Origin of the sequence: Streptococcus cristatus (assembly GCF_003943505.1) — a bacterium.
GTDB classification, from domain to species: Bacteria; Bacillota; Bacilli; order Lactobacillales; family Streptococcaceae; genus Streptococcus; species Streptococcus cristatus_E.
The window spans coordinates 64443-84530 of record NZ_RJPS01000003.1 but is presented as its reverse complement, the minus strand read 5'-3'; the positions used below and the strand labels follow the sequence as shown (position 1 = coordinate 84530).

Genomic DNA, 20088 nt, shown 5'->3' with positions numbered 1-20088 from the left:
TAAATTGTCAGATAATTATAATGAAACTTTCCTTTCTGAGTAAAAAATGAGCATTTCAAAGCAAGATATCCTTAATTTTGCCAATTTCTGACTTCTTAAGGACTACATAAATCGTATCTCCTAGGTAGAGACGACTAGCTCCGTTGACCGTCTGGGTCTTGCCCTTATGGATATTCATCGTGATTAAAACTCCATGCGGTAGCTCCAATTCATGCACCTGCCGACCCGCTACCTTTTCTGAAACAGGAATTTCAATCAAGGTTGTCTCTCCGTCATCTTCAATCCGATCTGGCAGCATTTTTTCAAGCATGGCTTCATAGACAGGCGCTCCCTTCAGCAGATCCATAGCAATATAGGCCATCAGAGTGACCAAACCCAGTGGCATGAGGTTTCGAATATCTCCCACCATCTCCGTCACGAGAATCATAGCTGTTAGCGGAGCTTTGGAAATGGCGCCAAAATACCCACTCATTCCCAAGATGATAAAGATTGGAAATTGTTCCTGCGTGATGAACCCAGCTTCTACACAAAGGGCTCCAATTGCTGCACCTAGCAAAGAACCCAAAGCCAGAATGGGCAGAAAAATGCCACCAGGAAGGCCGCTGCCATAACTAACCATGCTCCATACAAAACGGAGTAAGAAAAAGAGAATCAAGGTTCCAACTGTGTAATGAGCACTCGTCAGAGACAGAATCAACTGGTTCCCACCGCCCAGCAAATGAGGCAGAAAATAGCCAATCGGAATGATTAAAACAAAGGCAAAAATCGGATAATAATTTTTCGGTAGCCTAAAAATTTTTCCCAGAGCTTCATAAACCAGATGAATATTGAGGACCGCTTTTTCATAGAGAAAACCAGCCAAGCCTAAAAACAGGCCCATCAAGATATAAATCCAGTACTGATTCAGCCCCATGAAAGGAATATTATCTGGCATATCCAGAACGGGGGTCAGGCCAAATATAGACAGCGAAATAAAATTCGCCACCAAACTTGCCGCCAAGGTTGAAACCCAAAAGAAGCGGGAAAAATGATGGTACACTTCCTCAACGACAAAGAGCAAACCTGCAATTGGCGCATTAAAAGCCGCAGCCAAGCCCGCAGCTGCACCACTGGCAATCAAGGTTCGCTCCTCTACCGGACTCAAATTTAGCCATTTAGATATGCCTTTTCCACTCATCGCTCCTAGCTGAATACTCGGTCCCTCACGTCCCAGCATCAAGCCACTGGAAATTGCTAAAATACCAACTAAGAATTTTTTCCAGAGAATGCTCCACCAAGAAAGTGACATCAAGCCTTTCAACTCAGCTTCAACCTGTGGAATCCCTGAACCCTTTATATCCTTTTCTGTAGCTACCAATCTAGCATTGATAAAGACAATGAAAGCATAGAAGAAAAGCAAGGCTACTAGCCAAAACCACTCACTTCTACCCCTCACATAAGCCGCCTGAACCAAGTGAAAACTTTTTTCAATCAAAAAACGAAATGCTCCCACTACTACTCCAGCAAAAATGCCCACCAGAATCCCCCTGAACACTTGGGAAATAATAGAGCTGGATATAAAATTAAATTCTTTTTTCGTATCAGAAATTTGTTCTTTTTGTTTGATCATACTCTCTCTCCAAAAGATCTTATAGCAACATTTTAGCACAAAATATGGGCCAGAAACAAGGCGATAGCCATGAACATTTTACCTTTGAATGTAAAACTTTTAAAATCAACTCTCTCAGAGTTAAAAAATGCCAAAAATGCAGTTTAAACATCAAAAAAACGACCTTCAAGGTCGTTTTGCGCTTAGATTGACAAGTCTTCCTGATCAATCTTTTGAGCTGTGCGGTAAGCTTGGTAGAAAATGAAAACAGCCACAGCAGTCATGATGGGAACGATAACTGGGATATCCGTTTCAATAGAAGTCAATGGAGAGTTCCAGAAGAAGTGGAGAACAAAAGCTGACAAGAAATAAAATAGTCCAGCTTTAAAATAGGTTTTTTGAGTCTTAGCAAATTGGAACATCAGGGCTAAGCCGATAGTGGTCAAAGCAGTATAGAGCCAGTGAGAAGCTACCCCACCAGTGATACGGCCTAAAATACCAGAGATAGTGAAGGAAAATCCTTCAGGTAGGTCGGAAAGGATATAAGAAAAGTCCTCACTAATCTGAAAACCTATGCCAGCTGTAATTCCCAACAGTAAAAAGCCTTTAAGTTTTTTGACTGGCACTAGATAGACAGCGAAAGCAACTGCCAAAAGCTTAAGCGGTTCTTCAACTAGCGGAGCTGCGAGGGCATTCTCTAGATAACTAATCACTGTATTTGGAAAGCTCGTACTAACCCACTCGTGGATATAAGTATTGGCTAATCCAGACGTCCATCCAGAAATGAATAGCCCACCTAGCAGAGCAATCCCAAGGCTAAATGCAGGCGTTTGCCATTTTTTACCCAAGCAGCGAATCAAAAGTAGAGCTGGGATGATATAGAGCAGGGCCAAAAGGGCTGAAAGTCCGACAATTCCATAACCAGTACCTGACATACTACCAGTAGTATAAGCTTGCGTCTCGTATTCCAAGCCAATCGCGCTCAGAAGGAGAAAAATGAAAAGAACAATATTTTTCTTCATATAACAACTTTCTAAAATTTTATTTTCATCTTAGTATAACAAAAAAATCTAAAATAGAACTAATTTTAAGACTCATTAGAATGATTATTAATTATTGTACTAGTTGATAAACTCATAATATATATGCCTCATTCTGTATTGTATTGACAATTCAACTTGATAAAACAAGCGACAAAAAAGTCCCTTATCGGGACTTTCATTGATTATTTTTCAGCTGTAAGTGCAGCCATTGTGATGTAGTTGTAAGGTTTGTTAAAGTGTGGCAAGAAGAAGAGATCTGTCAAGGCCAACTTGTCAATTGTTACATGCTCTTGGATAGCAAGTGAGAACATGTGGATTCCCATGCTGATTGCAGAATCACGAGACACCATTTGTGCACCAAGGATTTCACGGCTGTCTTTATCAAAGACAATCTTGATGGCAACTTCGTGGTTGTCATGTTTGATAAATTCAGGTTTTTGAAGGTCGTTAAAGCCAGTTTCAGTTGCGTTGTAGCCAGCCGCTTTTGCTTTTTCAAGTGTCAAACCAGTTGAAACCATGTGAAGACCGTAGATAGAGATACCGTTTGATCCTTGCACACCGATTCCTTCTAGTTCATGTCCACAAGCGTTGTAAGCACCCACGATACCCGTACGTACAGCGTTAGATGCAAGGGCAATGTAGCTTGTGTCTTTACGTGCATTGTCATAAACAGTCGCACAGTCACCAACAGCGTAGACACCTGGGATAGATGTTTCTTGTTTCTTGTCTACTAGGAAGGCACCGTTGCGGAAGAGTTCAATCTTACCGTCAGCAAGAGCTGTGTTAGGACGGAAACCAACTGCAAGAACAACCATGTCCACATCAAATGTTTCTTTGTCTGTTACCAAGCGTTCAACTTTACCATCACCTTGGATGGCTTTAACTGTTTGACCAAGAGCCAAGCGGATGTTGTGATCTTCCAAGTTCTTTGCCATCATTTGAGTGAAGTCTTTGTCATAGTAGCCGTTCAAGACAGTNTCTACGATNTCNACAAGNACCACTTCTTTTCCAAGACGCTCGAAGGCTTCGGCAAGTTCTACACCGATGTAACCACCACCNACAACNGCNATNCGNTCAAGGTNTTTGCTCTTGTCNNCAAGTTTTTCAATAACTTCTTCAGCATTTTGGTACAATTTAACGAATTGGACGTTTTCAAGAGTCGCTTTAAATTCGCGGTTCCCCTTAACGATTTCAACGCCTTCAATTGGAGGCAAGATTGGAGTTGAACCAGTTGCAAAGATCAATTTATCATAAGACTCTTTGTGTTCTTTTCCTTCCACTTCTGCGGTCACAACTTTATTATCATAGTCAATTGAAAGCACTGGTGAGTTCATGTAAACTTTAGCGCCTTTAGCTTCCAATTTTTCTTTATCAGAATAGAAGAGTCCTTCTGGACCATCGATTTGTTCCCCGATCCAAAGTGCCATTCCACAACCAAGGAATGAAATATTTGAGTTTTGGTCAAATACCACAATTTCATTTTCATGACCAAAGTTGTCCAACATTGTATTAATACAAGCTGTACCAGCGTGGTTAGCACCAACTACAACGATTTTACTCATAGAATAATCCACCTTTAAATTTAATTTACCAAACTAGTATACCATGTATCTGTTAGCGTTTACAAGATATATGCTCAGAATTATTTAAAATTTGGCAAATAACTTTGATTTTAGACAAAAAATTTCAATTTTTCTGAAAATATTATATATTTACAATTGTGAAAACGGTATCTTTCTGTTATACTAATAGAGAAGATTAAGAAATTTAATAGGGAAGGTTGTGATAAAAGTGGATCTTAAGTCTAGATCCATCCATTTAATGGGATCGACTATCACTATTTCGATTCTCCATGAAAATGCCGACAGTCTTTTAGACCAGGTATTTTCTCTCCTAAGATTGTATGAAAAGCGCTTTAGTGCAAATGATGACAGCTCTGAGCTCATGCAAATCAATCACGCTGCCGGTAAACATCCCGTTTGTGTCCATCCTGATTTGTTTGAGTTGATTGAGTTGGGAAAAAAGCATAGTCTCGCTCCAGACAGTCATCTCAATATTACCTTGGGTCCCTTGGTCCAAACTTGGCGGATAGGCTTTGCGGATGCGAAAGTTCCCAGTCCCAAGGAAATCAAGCAAGCGCTGGCACTCACTGACCCTGAGTGTATCGAGTTAGATGCAGCTGCCTCCAGTGTTTTTCTGACAATGGAAGGCATGAAAATCGACTTAGGCGCCCTTGCCAAAGGCTATATCGCAGATAAAATCGCTACTTTTCTAAGAGGACAAGGTGTCACCTCTGCCCTCATCAATCTTGGTGGAAATATCTTAACCATTGGTCTAAATGAAAAAAATAATCGTTGCTGGCGCATTGGAATTCAAAATCCAAGTCTGCCACGGGGAAACAACCTGGCTCTTCTGTCCGTTCAGGATCAGTCTGTCGTGACTTCAGGGATATATGAAAGAAAACTGCAGGTAGATGGCAGGGTTTATCATCATATTTTTGACCGTACCACAGGCTACCCAATTGACAATCAACTAGCTAGTCTCACGATTGTTTCATCAAAATCAGTCGATGGTGAAATATGGACAACCCGTTTATTTGGGGAAACTCCTACTTCCATCTTAGAGAAAGTCGAGCAAGAAAATGGAATCGAAGCCTTCGTTATTACAGAAAATCATCAAATTTTTTATTCATCTGGTCTCAGCCCAGAAATCTTATCCTAAATCCAGAAAGGAACCTACTATGTTAAAATTTATCGGTCTAGTTGGTACAAACTCAAAAAAATCAACCAACCGCCAACTCCTTCAGTACATGCAAAAGCATTTCGCTGATAAAGCAGAAATCGAGTTGATTGAAATCAAAGAAATTCCTATTTTCAACAAACCATCTGATATGCAAGTTCCAGAGATCGTTAAAGAAATCGCTGCGAAAATCGAAGCTGCTGATGGTGTTATCATCGGAACGCCTGAATATGATCACTCTATTCCTGCTGTTCTTATGAGTGCCTTGGCTTGGTTGTCTTACGGTATCTATCCATTACTTGGTAAACCAGTGATGATTACAGGAGCCTCTTATGGAACTCTGGGTTCATCTCGCGCCCAACTACAACTCCGTCAAATTTTGGATTCACCAGAACTCAAGGCTTCTGTTATGCCAGGTTCTGAATTCCTACTTTCTCACTCACTTCAAGCCTTTGATAAAAATGGAGACTTGATTGACCTCGAAACCATTCAAAAATTAGACGCTCTTTTTGATGACTTCCGTTTATTTGTTAAAATTACAGAAAAGTTATCAAGTGCCCAAGCACTTCTTCATCAAGAAGCTGAAAACTTTGACTGGGAAAAATTGTAAGAACTAGAAGGGAAAGAATCACATGAAATTTGTTGGACTTGTCGGCTCAAATGCAGACCAATCATACAACCGTAAATTACTAGAATTTATCAGAAAACAATTTAAACTGAAATTTGAATTAGAAGTTTTGGAAATTGATGAAGTTCCACTCTTTAATCAAGATGAAAAATGGGACAAATCCTTCCAGTTGCGCCTTTTGTACAACCGCATCACGCGCGCTGACGGTGTTATCATTGCCACTCCTGAGCACAACCACACCATTACAGCAGCTCTCAAAAGTGTCCTTGAATGGCTCTCTTATGAGGTTCACCCATTTGAAAGCAAGCCTGTCATGATTGTGGGAGCTTCCTACTACGACCAAGGAACGTCTCGTGCCCAAGTACATTTGCGTAAGATCTTAGATGCTCCAGGTGTCAATGCTTATACTTTACCAGGAAATGAATTCCTTCTTGGTAAAGCGAAAGAAGCTTTTGATAATGAAGGCAATATCACAAACGAAGGCACTGTTAAATTCCTTGAATCTTGCTTAGATAACTTTGTTAAATATGTTGAGGTAGTCTCAAAATTGAAAAAACCTAAACCAATTGCTCCTGAAGACTTAGATGTCACGAACCCAATCGCAACAACCATCACAGAAGTTGACCCTGACGATCCAGAATGGGTAGAAAAAGCTGCAAAAGCTGTTGGTGCTGTTTCTGGCGATACCTATGTCAAGCTTGACCATGGTATCCTGACTGTTAACCAAATCGACATGTTCTTAAAGGCTATGCCGTTTGAGTTGACTTATGCTGATGATAACAACCAGTTCCTTTACTATAACAACGCTCATCAAGATCCAGACACTATGTTTGCCAAGCGTGTACCATCCCAATCAGGTGGCCGTCTCTCAACTCTACACAACTCTCTTCCTGCTGCCCGCATGAAGAACGTAGAATGGGTAGTTGGTGTTCTCCGTAACGGTGATCAAGAGTATGTTCGTACAATCGTACCTGGTTCACCAGCAGGTGTTATCAATACCCATAACTACCAAGCAATGTATTATCCTGACGGTTCTTACGCTGGTATCAACGAAATCGTCTTCAACTTCCAGCCTTGGCTAGATTGGTATCTAAAAACAACTGGTCAACGCTTGGTTGGAGGAAGCGGCCCATTTGCTCCCGCAGCTGCAACAGCCGATGCTACTTCTGGTGCTTCAGATACTGGCGGTGGTCACGGTGGTGGAGATGCCGATACCACTTCTGGCGCTAGTGCTTAATCGAAACAAAATGAAATAAAAGAGGCTGGGACAAAAGTCCCAGCCTCTCAATTGTCTTTGGAGTGTCGAGCAAGACGCAGTGGTTGAGTGGGCTCTACTCGGCTGATTTCATCAGCTTTTACAGCCCTACTCAACTGTGCGGAGGTGGGACGACGAAATCGAATTCTAACGAATTACCGATTTCTGTCCCACTCTCTTTTTACTTTATTTCATTTCCTTGAAGGCCTTTTCTGCTTCTTCGTTGCTGATTGCTCCAAATTGAATCTTCCCAATTTTTCCTTGGCTATCAATGAGGATTTCTGTTGGAATACTGCGAACCTGATAGGCTTGGAAGATTGCACCAGACGTGTCAAATAGAACGGGCACATCCTTATATCCTTGTTCTTGATACCATTTTGGGAAGTCCTCAACAGACTTCTCTCCTTGGAGACCTGGTGCTACAATAGACAATATTTCAAAATCACGGTCTTTTTTACCAGCTAATTCGACCAATTCTGGCATGCTTCGCTTACAAGGTCCGCACCAAGAAGCCCAGAACTTCAGATAGATTTTTTTTCCACGGTAATCAGAAAGCTTGACAGTTTTTCCATCCATCGACTGGAGAGTGAAGTCCGGTGCCTCCTGGCCAACTGCAACCTGCGATTGGACACTTGTATTGGACTGGCTTTGACTATCCATCCCCTTTTCATCAGATGAACAAGCTGATAGTGTCAGAAAAGCTATCGAAGCAACAACGAGCGAAAGAATTTTTTTCATCTTTTTCTCCTTTTATCCAAAAATTCCTGATAAAGCATTTAACTGCCCGAGCATGAGAAGGATTCCCATAAAAATAATTAAGGCTCCTCCAATTTTTTTCATTAGCCCCATATAGGGTTTGATTTTTGAAAAATAGCGCATAACGAAGCTAGAAGCTAAAGCTAAGATGAGAAATGGCAAGGCCATTCCAAAAGTATAAACCAGTGTTAAGAGCGCTCCCTGGATAGCTCCATTTCCTCCAGAGGCAGCTAGAGCCAGAACCGAACTAAGGACAGGGCCAATACAAGGCGTCCAACCAAAACTGAAACTAATACCAAGCAAAAAGGCTGAAAGAAAATCATTCCGACGACTGTTTTTCTTAAATTCCACATTTTTCTGGAATTGTAACTGCCTGATATTAATCAGCTCCATCTGGTGAATTCCGAGCAAAATGATGATAATCCCCATCAGATAACGGAATTTCTCATCGTAAATCACTCTGCCTAAGAATCCTGCACCAAAGCCTAGTAAAAAGAAAACTAAAGAAATTCCAGCAATGAAACACAAGGTCTTGATCAGACCAGTCCAAGCAATCTTTCTGCCTAAAAACTTGACTTCTCTAGGATCTTCTTCATCCAGCAATATCCCTATATAGACTGGTAACAAGGGAAAGATACAGGGTGAGAAAAACGAGAGAATTCCAGCCAAAAAGACCGAAACAAAAAATAAACCAGACTCCATCCCAACCTCCTTTAAGATGTGTTTTCAATATTATTATAACAAACGATTCAAATTTTTCCACATTTTGCTACACTATCCTCATTTTTGTATCATTATCGGAGAAGCCATCTGTCAAAACACTATTTTGCTCCTAAACAGTAAAAAAGCCGGAAATTTTCCGGCTTGAGTACTGAAGGATAGCGAACTTAATCATCTGAATCTAGCGGCAAATAAAGACAAATCTGGGTGAATTTATCTGGTTCGGACTGGATTTCCATATGGTAGTCGTCTCCGAACTGCAACCTCAAGCGTTGATCGACATTTTTCAGACCGACACCACCTAAGCGGAGGAGAGTCTGGTCCTCTGAATTTTGGAGATCAAAGCCGCGGCCGTTATCATAGATAGACAGTATCAGCTGCCCCTCTTCTGCTGCCGCAGTCACCCGAATCATGCCCTGTCGGTCAATTTCTTTGATGCCATGGTAGATGGCATTTTCAACCAAAGGCTGAAGTACCAGCTTGGGCAGTTTATAATCAGCTATAGATTCATCCTCTTCAATCTCATATTGGAGCTTGTCACCATAGCGCTGCTTCTGGATAAAAAGATACTGACGAACGTGGTCAATCTCATCTTTCAGAGCAATCTGTTCGTGTCCTTGATTGAGCGCCAAGCGGAAATACTGAGCGAGTGACTTTGTTACCTCAACAACACGCTTGCTGTCATTAAACTCAGCCATCCAGACAATCGTATCCAAGGTATTATAAAGGAAATGGGGATTAATTTGAGCTGAGAGAGCTCGGAGCTCATAGCGGCGGACATTTTGTTCTTCTGTCTTGACAGCTTCCATTAGTCGTTCGATTTGATCCAGCATTTTATTGAACTGCTGAGCCAAGTCAACCAACTCTGGAGACCCCTTTGCTTCCGCCCGAAGGTTTGAGTCGCCCGAGCCGATCTTCAGAATGACTGCCTGCAGATTCTGCAGAGGCTTAATCCACAAACGCAGGACAAACCAAATACCAGTCAAGCACAGCAGGAGTGCTAAAAGGCCCATTCCCACAAAAGAATAAAGCATTTGTGACTGAAGCATCTGTAATTGCTCCAATGAAGCGACACCAATTAGAGTCCAGTCGCTGTCCGCAATATCAATCTGGTAGACAAAAGCCTGTTTCTGGTCTGCGTAACCGTCCTTGACCGAGATATAGGGCTGCATCGCTTTCATTTCCTGACTGGATGAATAAACACTTTTCTTGGGATGATAGACAAATTCATGCTGGCTATTGACAATAAAACTAAAACCTTTCTTCCCTAGCTGAAGCTGATCCAGATAGGCTTTAAGACTATTGTAGCCGATATCCAGACGCAGAACACCGAGATTCTGCCCTGCTTCATCCACCACTTCCTGAGTGACAGAAACAACCCACTTCTCCTTTTCAGATGACAGAGACTCTTTGCGAGCAGGAGTCAAGACAGGCATGGCTCTAGTATGGACAGCTTCCTGATACCATTTTTCATTCATCATATCAGAGGAAGTCTGCATACTGATTTGAGAATCTGTCGAGACCACGCGCCCGTCTTTGGTAACCAATACTGCCGACACCAAATCCGGATCTGTCTCAATGATGGTTTTCATCAAAGACTGAACTGACGTTTCGCTGCTTTCTTGATTCTGAGCAAACTTCCGAATCGTTTCTTCCTTGCTCAGTGTGGAGGTGGTTTGTTTTAATTTCTGCAAATAGGAAGCAATGAACTGCCCGCTTTGCTCCATACTATTACGCGTCGTCCGCTCTGTCAGCTGTCGAATTGTCCCCGAGCTAGTCTGATAGTAAAGACTCCCAACAAATCCCAAGAGTAAAAGAACCAGTAGAAAAATATAGACAATCAACTGGATAAGAAGCGGATAGCGTTTCATTTCTCCTCTCCTTTTTTAAACTGCCGTGGTGTCAGCCCAACCACCTGCTTGAAGCGCTGAGAAAAATAGTTCATATCTTCAAAACCAACCTGCTCTGCTATTTCATAAATCTTCAAATCTGTAGTCAGGAGTAAGAGTTTTGCTTTTTTCATCCGCTCTTGAATCAGATAATCCTGAAAGGGCAAGCCTAATTCTTTTTTGATAAGAACACTTAGGTAGGACGGACTAAACCCTAATTGGAAAGCCAAACTTTTCAGACTTAATTCTGAATCTGCTAGACGCGCGTGAATAGCCTCTTCCAACTCAGAGCGCTGCCCCTGATCGACCAAGTTTTGAATCTGGGCCTTTTTACGCTCCTTATCAAGCTTAGTCTGCAGCTTGGCCAACATCTCCTCAACATCATCCTTGGAAAAAGGCTTTAGCAGATAGTCATCTGCACCTAGCTTAATGGCCGACCGAGCATAGTCAAAGTCATCATATCCCGTCAGAAAAACGATATGGCACTTAGGAGCCTGGTCTCTAACTAGCTTGGCCAGTTCGAGACCGTTCATCTGTGGCATATTGATATCGGTTAGCAGGATGTCAGCAGGATTTTCCTGAAATTTCTGCCAAGCTTCTCTTCCATTTTCAGCCTGAGCAATAACTTGCATACCAAACTGTTCATAGTCTACCAAGGACGCAATCCCCTGTCTTACCAGATACTCATCCTCTACAATCATAATTGAATACACAAGATTCAACTCCTTATTTATACTGGATTTATTATAGCAAATTTTCAATCAAAATGCTCTTAAACATAATCCAAAAGATAACCGTAGCCCTTCTCTTCCATCTCAGCTTTTGGAATGAACTTAATTGACAGACTATTGATGCAATAGCGCAAGCCGCCCTTGTCCTTAGGGCCGTCAGTGAAAACATGGCCCAGATGCGAATTTCCAACTCGGCTACGAACTTCTGTCCGTGTCATATTGAAACTCTTGTCTTCTTTGTAAGTCGCAACATCTGGACTGATAGGACGTGTGAAACTCGGCCAACCACAGCCTGAGTCAAACTTATCCTTTGATGAAAAGAGAGGCTCGCCTGTCACCACATCCACGTAGATACCAGCGTCGAACTTATCCCAATAGCGGTTAGAAAAGGCCCGTTCCGTATCATTCTTTTGTGTGACTGCGTATTCTTCTGGCGAGAGCTTAGCCTTAATCTCTTCGTCGCTAGGCTTAGGATAGCGATTAGCTTCGATTACAGGGTAAGCAGCTTGATTAACATCGATATGGCAATATCCATTAGGATTCTTTTTTAGGTAATCCTGATGATAATCTTCTGCCTTGATAAAGTTTTTCAGAGCTTCTTTTTCGACAGCCAAAGGCTTATCATATTTCTTAGCAACCTCATCAAAGACCTGATTTATAGTCTCAAGATCAGCTTCGTCCTTATAATAGACGCCTGTCCGATACTGGGTACCCTGATCATTTCCCTGCTTATTTTTAGAAGTTGGATCAATGATGCGGAAATAGTGAAGTAAGATTTCTTTGAGAGATATTTTTTTAACATTATAAGTAATTTTTACAGTCTCAGCATGACCAGTTTGGGAGACCAATTCATATTTGGTCGTGTCTCCTTTACCATTTGCATAGCCAGACTCAGCATCAATGACACCCGGTACTCTAGAGAAATACTCTTCTACTCCCCAGAAACAGCCGCCAGCCAGATAAATCTCCCGCTTATCTTCTTCCTTGACGTCCTCTTGCTTTTGTTTAGTCACTTCTGTCTGGCTCATAGAGGCTTTCTTGATTTGCTCGATATTGTCCTGAGATGAGCTAATAGACACGGAACCCTTGATTAGGAAAAATAGACCAAAACAGACAAGCAAGCCGACCAAAACCAGAAAAATCTTCCATTTGCCTTCCATGCTCATTACTCCTTTCTACTTGATTTCCTTTAGTGTTTTCTCAATATCTTCCTTACTCATGTAGCCCACATGAGTTTTAGCAAGTGAGCCATCACTATTGATAAAGAGAGCAGATGGGTAGGATCGAATACCGTATTCTTTCAGTAATTCTCCCTTAGTATCCATAAGAACTGGCATGTTCTTGTAATCCAAAGACTTGTACCATTCCTTGAAATCATCAGCAGACTTTTCTCCGTTAAAAGTCGGAGACACTACCGACAGGACAACATAATCTTTTCCTGATTGCTCCTTAGCCAAATCATTGGTATCTCCAAGTGTGGATAGACAGATAGAGCACCAAGAAGCCCAAAACTTTAGATAGACTTTCTTGCCTTTGAAATCAGATAACTTGTAAGTCTTTCCGTCCACACCTTGCAGACTAAAATCCTTGGCCATCTTTGTAGCTTGATTAGAATTTGCCTTACTAATCATGGAACTTTTATCATTTTTAGAACCTTCCGAATTCATTTGCTGATTTGAGCAAGCTCCCAATAAGCCGACACAAAGCAGACTGGCAGTCAAAATCGATAGTTTCTTCATTGTTTTCTTTCCTTTCAAAATAAGGAGAAAGCCGACAAAACTGACGACTCCCACCCTTATTGATAATTTTATTTATCAGATGACATCTCTGATGAATCTTTCATGTCATCCTTCATGCTTGAATCGCTTGATTTCATATCATCTTTCATATCAGACTTATTGTCGGACATCATAGAAGAATCCTTCATATCATCCTTTTTCATTTTATCATCAGACATGCTAGAGTCTTTCATATTCTCCTTCTTCATGTCGTCTTTTTTCATATCATCTTTCTTCGTCATGCTGCTGTCGTCCATCTTTTTCATGTCTGAATTTGACTTTTGACTGGAGCAAGCAGCCAAGGCAAAGATACTAAGAGTAGCCATTGTAAGGGTAGCGATTTTTTTCATGATATTTCTCCTTTAATTATATAATATTTATCCAAATAGGGATGCTAAAGCGTTTAGATTTCCTAGCATTAGCAAAATTCCCATGAGAATGATGAGTGCACCGCCGATTTTCTTAAGCGTTCCCATATAAGGTTTGAGTTTCGCAAAGCGCTGTAATACCCAGCCGGAAGCCAAAGCCATGGCTAGAAAAGGAAGGGCTAAGCCAAGTGTATAAACCAACATAAGCAAGCCTCCCTGAAGAGCGCCGTTGCCTCCAGAAGCTGCAATTGCTAAAACAGAGCTCAGAACAGGTCCCACACAAGGCGTCCAACCAAAACTAAAGGTGATGCCTAAGAGAAAAGCGTTAAGAAAATCACTTCTTTTACTATTCTTTTTAAGTTGGATGCTCTTTTGCTTTTGCAGTTGCTGGATATTAATGATTCCCATCTGGTGGATTCCCAGTAGAATGACAATCCCGCCCAGAATATAGCGAAACCAAGGGGCATAGAGGACTTGCCCTAGAGCGCCAGCTCCATAGCCCAAAACCAAAAATACAGTAGATAAGCCAGCTATAAAGCAGAGCGTCTTAGCTAGACCATACCAAGAAATGTCTTTTCCCATAAACCGAACCGTTTTCGGCTGATCCGAATCCAGCAGAATTCCTACATAGACTGGCATGAGCGGTAAGATACAAGGGGAGAAAAAGGAAAGAATCCCTGCTAGAAAAACAGAAATAAAGAACAAAAAACTTGTTGCCATTTCAAAAACCTCTCTATCAATTTTCTGACTCTAGTATAAAATAAAAATCCCCCTAAAAATAGGGAGATCGATTTGAAAAAACTTGAATTTGATTTTATCTTTGCTAAATCAAGAATTGAAAACGTTTACCAATTGCTGTAGATTTATGTTAAGTTGAGAGTAAATGTAAAAGTGCTTCCTAGGCCACACTGACTTTCAACCGTTATTTCTCCACCCAGCTGATGAGCCAATTCACGCGCAATAGCAAGACCCAGACCATGCCCGCCTGTCTTCATATTACGAGATGTTTCCACACGGTAAAGGCGTTTGAAAATCTTATCCAAATCCTCAGGAGCAATACCTTGTCCTTCATCTTTCACACTTATTGTCAAGATTTGCTCAGTTAATTGGGCCACGACCTCAATTTTAGTTCCAGGGTCTGAATACTTAAAGGCATTATTTAGCAAGTTGACCAAGATACGGGAAAGTTTATCGTAATGGCTCTTAATTTTCGCTGACTCAGGAGACACTTGAATGTAGATGTCTCGCTCCTCCTGCTCAATCAATAGTTGAAATTCACTCATGACCTCAATCAATAGCTGGTCTAGAAAGACTATTTCAGCTTCTCCATCTGATTCTATTCGAGGCTGGGCATTAAGAGTCAAAACATCCAACTCTTCCACCAGTTTATTCAAACGCTCTGTCTGACGGCTAATCGTGGTCAAGTAATGAATCTGCTCCTCTTCTTCGATCACTCCATCTAAAATCCCCTCCACAGTCGCCTGAATAGAGGTAATGGGAGTTTTAATATCGTGAGAAAGCTGGGCAATCATCATTCTTTTTTCTCGTTCACTTTCATCAAGCGATTCAAACGTTTCTTGCAAATTATGCGACATATCGTTAAAAGCCTGACCCAACTCTTGAAATTCGATAGGGCCCTTGTCCTCAATCTCTGTACTAAAATCCTTGTCAGCAATATTCTGAGCCTGTTTTTTAAGATGCCGAAGGGAAGAAAATACTGGCGATAAAAGAAAGAGACTGACTGCCGCTCCTATTAAACTAGCAATCAAGGTCATTCCAACTAGGAAATAAATCTCGCTTTTTACAATCAACATTCGCTGGACTGCCCAGAAAACTAGTAAAATCGTTAGTAGGCTAGAAATCAGATACCCCACCAGAATGTAACTTTTTAATTTCATTTTATACCTCGTGCTCCTTCCATTTTATACCCCAGACCCCAGACAGTTTTGATGGCAGGAGTGTCTGAACTGGCATACTTGGTCAATTCCTGTCTCAGAGCATGGATATGAACATTAAGGGTATTGGTATCATCTACGAAGTCTTCCTGCCACACCTTCTCGTAAAGCTCCGTCTTTGAAAAAACTCTCTCAGGATTACTAGCTAAAATCCAGAGCAGTTCAAAAGATTTCACTGTTAATTCCAAAAAATGCTCCCCGATGCGAGCCTCATGAACCGCATGATTCATCACCAAATCACCGAGCTCAATTTGTTCGATCTCGCCTCCACGATGCAGTCGGCGCAAAATATTATTGACTCTTAGCACCAGCTCACGCGGACTAAAAGGTTTAGCTATAAAATCATCTGCTCCTAAGCTCAAACCGTAAATTTTGTCTTGATCACTAGTCTTAGCCGTTGTAAAAAGAAAAGGCTGATCAGGTGCTATATACTGAACCTCACTGATAAAGTCATAACCGTCCATATTCGGCATCATGATGTCCGTTATGATCAGGTCAACAGATTTCTTTCTGAAAAGATCTAACCCCTCCACGCCATCTCGAGCCACTAAAACATGGTAGCCATCCTGCACAAGATAGCGCTTTTGAATATCAAGAATATCCATCTCATCATCAACGAGTAAAATTGTCTTTCCCATTTGCCAATCTCCTGATAAAAACAGTGTTATACTGGCTTTAGTATAACACTATTTTTAGTAATTTTTAAATGATTTGAACCTTAATCTTTTTGTTTTTCTTTCAAACCTAGAAGGCTAAGAATTCCTGCCAAAGCTAGTCCTAAGAAACCAATGGTAGCTGTAGCTGTTTGAGCTTCACCAGTTTTTGGTAACGTAGACTTATCATTTTTTTTCATCGTATCTGCCATCGGCTTAGAAGTTGGATATTCATTCTTCACATCCGACACACGATGATCCACTTCTTTCGTACCCTTAGCTATACTCATAGAATCTGTTACAGAAGGCTTCTTATTCATCTGCTCTTCTTGAGATGGTGTTGTAGAAGGTTTCATATTCATTTGACCTTCTTGAGATGGTGTTGTAGCCATTTCTTTTCCACGAAGCTGAATCGTTACTTGACGAGTCGCGATAAGATTTGTCAAATCTGGCTTGCCGTCTTTGGCGCCATAGACCTTGACAGTAGCTTGGTAACTGCGAGTGCCGTTAGCACGAAGTTGGTCAAGAAGGGCTTGTCCATCTTTACCTGTCGTGTTGCCATTCAAATCCACTTCGTAGAAGTATTGACCTTTGGCCAAGCCTTCAAGTGGCAAGAGAGCTGGATTGTTAGCTGTCCCATTATCGGACCAAGGTGCCTTATCAGAAGATTTGAGCAAGAGACGCGTCAGCATACCGTCGCCACCGAAAGCTTCATACGGAATGACTTGGTTGACACCAGCCAAGAATGGACCGGGAACATTCGCTTTTTCTAAGTAGCTAGCTGGGACGTCAATATGGTCTTTGATATTTTTAGTGACTGAGTCTTTGACTGCTTCTTTTGAAACAAGGCCGTTCAAGTTAACAGTTACATTTTTTGTCGCTACGAGATTGGTCAAATCTGCTTTTCCATCTTTAGCACCATAGACTTTTACAATCGCTTGGTAAGCATTTGTTCCATTAGTGCGAAGTTGGTCGAGAAGGGCTTGTCCGTCTTTACCTGTAGTATTGCCATTCAAATCCACTTCGTAGAAGTATTGACCTTTCGCTAAGCCTTCAAGTGGCAAGAGTGCTGGATTGTTCGCTGTTCCATTATCTGACCAAGGTGCCTTGTCAGAAGATTTGAGCAAGAGGCGAGTCAACATACCATCTCCACCGAAAGCTTCATACGGGATGACTTGGTTGACACCCGCCAAGAATGGACCGGGAACGTTCGCTTTTTCTAAATAGCTGGCTGGGACATCAATATGGTCTTTGATATTTTTAGTGACTGAGTCTTTGACTGCTTCTTTTGAAATAAGGCCGTTCAAGTTAACAGTTACATTTTTTGTAGCTACGAGATTGGTCAAATCTGCTTTTCCATCTTTAGCACCATAGACTTTAACAGTCGCTTGGTAAGCATATGTTCCATTAGCGCGAAGTTGGTCGAGAAGGGCTTGCCCGTCTTTACCTGTAGTATTGCCGTTCAAATCCACTTCGTAGAAGTATTGACCTTTCGCTAAGCCTTCAAGTGGCAAGAGAGCTGGATTTTTAGCTGAACCATTATCTGACCAAGGTGCCTTATCAGAAGATTTGAGCAAGAGACGCGTCAACATGCCATCTCCACCGAAAGCTTCATACGGAATAACTTGATTAACACCAGCCAAGAATGGACCGGGAACGTTCGCTTTTTCTAAATAGCTGGCTGGAACGTCTACTGAGTCCTTAGTATTTTCTTCAACTCCTTTTTTAACTTCATCTGGAGTCGTTACTGATTGAGAAATAGCCGCTTCACGAGCTTGGTTTGAAACTACATCAGGAGTTGCTACTGGCTTAGCTTCTTCTTCTTTTGGTTTGTTAACTTCCGACATAACCTTTTCTTCTTTTGGTTCGTTAACTTCCGACATAGCCTCTTCTTCTTTTGGTTTTGCAACTTCTTCCTTAGGAGCTAGGCTAGACTTGTCTGTAGAATTAGTCTCATCGACCACTTCCTTTGGAGTTGGAGTCGCCTGATTTGCAGGAAGCGCTAAATCTACAGCTTCTTTCAGAACTGTCTCTGGCAACTCATTCTTTTCTACTGATGATGAATCTGTTTGAAGAACTTCAGTCGGAGTCGTAGTGAGAACATCTGCATGTACGGTATTTGGTTGACCAACTAGCAAAAAGAAACCACTGGCAACAACAACGGAAGCCACACCCACGCTTAAACGACGAATTGACCAGCGGGTATATTTTTGATTTGAATTGAATTTCATAAGATTCTCCTTTAGGTTTGTTTTTTTGATGACTTTAGTATAATCTCCTAAGATTAAAAATGGTTAAGAAAAAGTTAAAATTTTTCTTAAATCTATCTTATAAAAGGATTATATTGTCATATTGCTCATAAAAAAATAGCTTGAATTCCTTCGCCATAAATTCCCTACTATAATTGACAATGAGTCAAAAAAAAATCCACCACACTGTGGTGAATTTTCTTCTTATGCTTCAAATTCAAATGCTTCAGTTTCTTGCTTGTTTGGCAAAAGGAGCGAGAGCAAAATTCCAACTAGAGCCGGCAGCAACCAAGGTAGAGAAGCTTGAGCAAATGGTAGAGCATTAACCAGATTGAGAATGGCAGTTAGCTTGAATTGTCGTCCCAAAATGCTAGCAAAAGCAATCAGGGTCACCACTGCGATGGTCAACTGCATCCCTGGTTTAGAAAGTGGTAAAAAGCGATTGACCATGACAATCATCACAATCGTAATGGTAATCGGATAAAGAATTTCCAGAACTGGAACTGAATACTGAATAATAGCATTCAAACCAAGATTTGCAATAGCGAAACCAACTAGCGTAAAAATGGTCGCATAAACCTTATAAGATACTTTCGAGAAGGTATTGTGGAAAAATTCGCCAGTTGAGACGATAAGTCCTGCTGTAGTTGTAAAACAGGTCACTGTTACCATAATCGCTAGGAAAATTTGAGCCATCGGCCCAAAGATAGCCTGAGTTGCAGAAGACAAAACAGAGGCCCCTACGTTTGCACCTTTTGGCAAATTCGCTAGATCAAGTGGGAAGTGATTTCCAAGGAAGGCCAAACCGATATAAAGAACGCTAAAGCCCAGCGCCACAAGGATACCCACGATCCAAATAGTAGAAATATATTCTTTTTTATTCTTGAAACCGAGTTGGTTGAGTGTCGTCACAGCAACCACACTAAAGGCAACTGAAGCCAAAGCATCTAGAGTATTGTAGCCTTGAAGAAAGCCTGCCCCGAAAGCTGAAGCAGCATATCCCCCTGTTGCTCCTTGAGGGGCAGTGGAACCATATTTGGCAGCGCCTAATACAACTAAAACTACAATCAAGAGGGCAAAAATTGGTGTTAGATAACGGCCGATACTATCAAGGATTTTTGAGGGATTGAGGGCAATCAGATAGGCCAAAGCAAAATAGACCAGCGTGAAGCCAAGAAGCCAAATAGTATGAGAACCAGCAGGCAACATGGGCTCAATTCCGACAGAAAAGGCAGTGGTCGCCGTCCGAGGAATGGCAAAGAAGGGACCAATTGAAAGATAGAGGGCTACCAAGTAAGCAACCGCAAACCAAGGGGCAATCTTTTTCGAAATTTCATCAATATAACCCTTGGGATTCAAAGTACCTATAATTAAAGTTAAAATAGCAATACCGACACCTGATAGGACAAAGCCTCCAATAGCTGGCCAAAAATTTTGACCAGATTCCAAGCCCAACTGAGGTGGGAAAATCAGGTTACCGGCTCCGAAAAACATTCCAAATAAAAGCAAACCGGTCAAGGATCCTTTTTTTATCATCGTCATCTCCAGTCTTTTTAAGATTTTTCCATTATACCGATAAACACCACTCATTGCAAGAATTTTGAAATAAAAATTGCCTTTTCGCAACCCTAAGAAATTCACGAAACACAATACGATTTATTGCGAATTGCTTTTATTTAATTTCGATCTATATCATATTAGTGATTTCTTTTTTATTAGATGGACTTATGCTATAC

18 protein-coding genes are annotated in these 20088 nt (G+C 41.3%); 3 read left to right on the top strand and 15 right to left on the bottom strand.

What is annotated here, in order from left to right; genetic code table 11:
* Nucleotides 1-55 precede the first annotated feature (55 nt).
* The 3 genes from D8792_RS03915 to nox all read right to left on the bottom strand — a co-directional run bounded on the left by D8792_RS03915 (nucleotide 56) and on the right by nox (nucleotide 4193).
* Complete coding sequence (locus tag D8792_RS03915) at nucleotides 56-1609, bottom strand: H(+)/Cl(-) exchange transporter ClcA (RefSeq protein ID WP_125372969.1); 1554 nt, start codon at nucleotides 1607-1609, stop codon at nucleotides 56-58.
* Between the two features lie 182 nt (nucleotides 1610-1791).
* Nucleotides 1792-2610 carry a PrsW family intramembrane metalloprotease gene (locus tag D8792_RS03910; RefSeq protein ID WP_125372968.1) on the bottom strand — a complete coding sequence of 273 codons (819 nt, stop codon included), beginning with the start codon at nucleotides 2608-2610 and terminating at the stop codon, nucleotides 1792-1794.
* A 203-nt stretch (nucleotides 2611-2813) separates the two neighbouring features.
* Nucleotides 2814-4193: a H2O-forming NADH oxidase gene (gene nox, locus D8792_RS03905; RefSeq protein WP_125372967.1), complete on the bottom strand. Its 1380-nt coding sequence runs from the start codon at nucleotides 4191-4193 to the stop codon at nucleotides 2814-2816.
* Between the two features lie 229 nt (nucleotides 4194-4422).
* On the opposite strand from nox, the gene D8792_RS03900 reads away from it, so the two are divergent.
* From D8792_RS03900 to D8792_RS03890, 3 genes are read left to right on the top strand one after another with little or no spacing between them, the layout of a single operon-like run.
* A complete protein-coding gene (locus D8792_RS03900; protein ID WP_185758396.1) occupies nucleotides 4423-5352 on the top strand; it encodes an FAD:protein FMN transferase in 930 nt (309 codons plus the stop codon).
* 19 nt (nucleotides 5353-5371) lie between these two features.
* Entirely contained in the window at nucleotides 5372-5980 is a 609-nt protein-coding gene (locus tag D8792_RS03895) for an NADPH-dependent FMN reductase (protein ID WP_125372965.1), read from the top strand.
* Between the two features lie 22 nt (nucleotides 5981-6002).
* Nucleotides 6003-7235: an NAD(P)H-dependent oxidoreductase gene (locus tag D8792_RS03890; RefSeq protein ID WP_125372964.1), complete on the top strand. Its 1233-nt coding sequence runs from the start codon at nucleotides 6003-6005 to the stop codon at nucleotides 7233-7235.
* 204 nt (nucleotides 7236-7439) lie between these two features.
* Here the strand turns inward: D8792_RS03890 and sdbB are convergent, their stop codons facing one another.
* The 12 genes from sdbB to brnQ form a co-directional block, all read right to left on the bottom strand.
* Complete coding sequence (gene sdbB / locus D8792_RS03885) at nucleotides 7440-7991, bottom strand: thiol-disulfide oxidoreductase-associated lipoprotein SdbB (protein WP_125372963.1); 552 nt, start codon at nucleotides 7989-7991, stop codon at nucleotides 7440-7442.
* A gap of 12 nt (nucleotides 7992-8003) precedes the next feature.
* Entirely contained in the window at nucleotides 8004-8711 is a 708-nt protein-coding gene (gene ccdA2 / locus D8792_RS03880) for a thiol-disulfide oxidoreductase-associated membrane protein CcdA2 (protein ID WP_125372962.1), read from the bottom strand.
* A gap of 185 nt (nucleotides 8712-8896) precedes the next feature.
* Nucleotides 8897-10600, bottom strand: coding sequence for a cache domain-containing sensor histidine kinase (locus D8792_RS03875; RefSeq protein ID WP_125372961.1), 1704 nt, complete (start codon nucleotides 10598-10600; stop codon nucleotides 8897-8899).
* Complete coding sequence (locus tag D8792_RS03870; RefSeq protein WP_125372960.1) at nucleotides 10597-11331, bottom strand: response regulator transcription factor; 735 nt, start codon at nucleotides 11329-11331, stop codon at nucleotides 10597-10599. The genes D8792_RS03875 and D8792_RS03870 overlap by 4 nt, the downstream gene beginning before the upstream one ends.
* A gap of 59 nt (nucleotides 11332-11390) precedes the next feature.
* Complete coding sequence (gene msrB, locus D8792_RS03865; RefSeq protein ID WP_125372959.1) at nucleotides 11391-12509, bottom strand: peptide-methionine (R)-S-oxide reductase MsrB; 1119 nt, start codon at nucleotides 12507-12509, stop codon at nucleotides 11391-11393.
* Nucleotides 12510-12524: 15 nt separating this feature from the next.
* Nucleotides 12525-13088 (bottom strand): redoxin family protein, encoded by a 564-nt coding sequence (locus tag D8792_RS03860; RefSeq protein WP_125372958.1) that lies wholly within the window; start codon nucleotides 13086-13088, stop codon nucleotides 12525-12527.
* Between the two features lie 68 nt (nucleotides 13089-13156).
* Nucleotides 13157-13477, bottom strand: coding sequence for a hypothetical protein (locus D8792_RS03855; RefSeq protein ID WP_125372957.1), 321 nt, complete (start codon nucleotides 13475-13477; stop codon nucleotides 13157-13159).
* Nucleotides 13478-13504: 27 nt separating this feature from the next.
* Nucleotides 13505-14215, bottom strand: coding sequence for a thiol-disulfide oxidoreductase-associated membrane protein CcdA2 (gene ccdA2 / locus D8792_RS03850; protein ID WP_125372956.1), 711 nt, complete (start codon nucleotides 14213-14215; stop codon nucleotides 13505-13507).
* A gap of 143 nt (nucleotides 14216-14358) precedes the next feature.
* Entirely contained in the window at nucleotides 14359-15393 is a 1035-nt protein-coding gene (locus tag D8792_RS03845; protein WP_125372955.1) for a HAMP domain-containing sensor histidine kinase, read from the bottom strand.
* Nucleotides 15390-16088 (bottom strand): response regulator transcription factor, encoded by a 699-nt coding sequence (locus D8792_RS03840; protein WP_125372954.1) that lies wholly within the window; start codon nucleotides 16086-16088, stop codon nucleotides 15390-15392. Before D8792_RS03840 ends, D8792_RS03845 begins: the two co-directional genes overlap by 4 nt.
* An 80-nt stretch (nucleotides 16089-16168) precedes the next feature.
* Nucleotides 16169-18334 (bottom strand): SSURE domain-containing protein, encoded by a 2166-nt coding sequence (locus tag D8792_RS03835; protein WP_125372953.1) that lies wholly within the window; start codon nucleotides 18332-18334, stop codon nucleotides 16169-16171.
* A gap of 222 nt (nucleotides 18335-18556) precedes the next feature.
* Nucleotides 18557-19888: a branched-chain amino acid transport system II carrier protein gene (gene brnQ, locus D8792_RS03830; RefSeq protein WP_125372952.1), complete on the bottom strand. Its 1332-nt coding sequence runs from the start codon at nucleotides 19886-19888 to the stop codon at nucleotides 18557-18559.
* Between the last annotated feature and the right edge of the window lie 200 nt (nucleotides 19889-20088).